The organism is Vibrio sp. 03_296, assembly GCF_002265885.1.
The window spans coordinates 1-922 of sequence record NZ_NPKW01000266.1 but is presented as its reverse complement, the minus strand read 5'-3'; the positions used below and the strand labels follow the sequence as shown (position 1 = coordinate 922).

General features: G+C 42.8%; 1 protein-coding gene. It reads right to left on the bottom strand.

Annotation, left to right across the window (positions count from 1 at the left end; genetic code table 11):
• Positions 1-291: 291 nt before the first annotated feature.
• Positions 292-819: a phosphatidylinositol-specific phospholipase C domain-containing protein gene (locus CIK04_RS23865; protein ID WP_325205759.1), complete on the bottom strand. Its 528-nt coding sequence runs from the start codon at positions 817-819 to the stop codon at positions 292-294.
• Positions 820-922 lie beyond the last annotated feature (103 nt).

The window sequence follows — 922 nt, the reverse complement described above, 5'->3', positions numbered from 1 at the left end:
CCAGTTCATTGTTATAAAAATCCAACACCACGATCCCGAACCTATTTCCTCTAGTTTTGTTACGTGAAGAACTCGCCAAGACCGGGATTCATTTTTGGGTTGACTTTACTTATGCTTCCACCCCAAGCGTACTGGTAAGGGGTATGGCCTAAAAATGAGTAACTAATGCTGTTGTAGGTTAGATGCATTACACCGTCGTCAGGTATCGCAATGGCATTGTCAATTGAAGCTTGGACGGCTGCCATTTTCTTGTGTGTATCGTGTTCTTGAATATTGATCTTCTATCGCAAATTACTTGGTTTTCTTGGWCGTAGTTAGCGTGAAGGTTTTATTTTTTTCCCAACCTTTGGATAGATCTATCCCCATACTGCTAGGGAAGCGTCTTAGCAATACAATCTTACTTTGAGCTTGTGCCAATGTCGGTACTCGTGACCCTAAATAAAAAAGGTGCTGGTACTTTTCCAGAGCGATGTATTCGTCAAATTTTGCCTGTATATCGTTTCCGCTACCTGTTGCTGCATCCATGAGCATAACGATGGTTTCTGTCGGATTTTCAGAAAGGAATTTCAAGCAATCATCAAGAACATCTCCGAAAGAAATATCGCAGCTGACGATGCCATGGAAAATACTCAGAGAGTCAAGCTTGGATCCGTTTGCTTTGACGCGAATATCAAGAAAACGAATACCGTCATTTAGCTGAGTATAAATATCGAAGTTTTGTGTTCTGGCTGGGCCTGCAGGTGCTTTCTGGGTGCCAGAGTCATGAGTGCCCGGCAGAGAAATTTGGTCCAGCGTTAATTGAGGATCGAGCGCGCTCATCCAGTTACGAGTCTCTAGCGTACGTCATATCTTTCTCCAATGTCGATTGTTTATTGAGATCCATCATCTAAAGGATGGGCATTCTCACAAACAAARGCTTTGT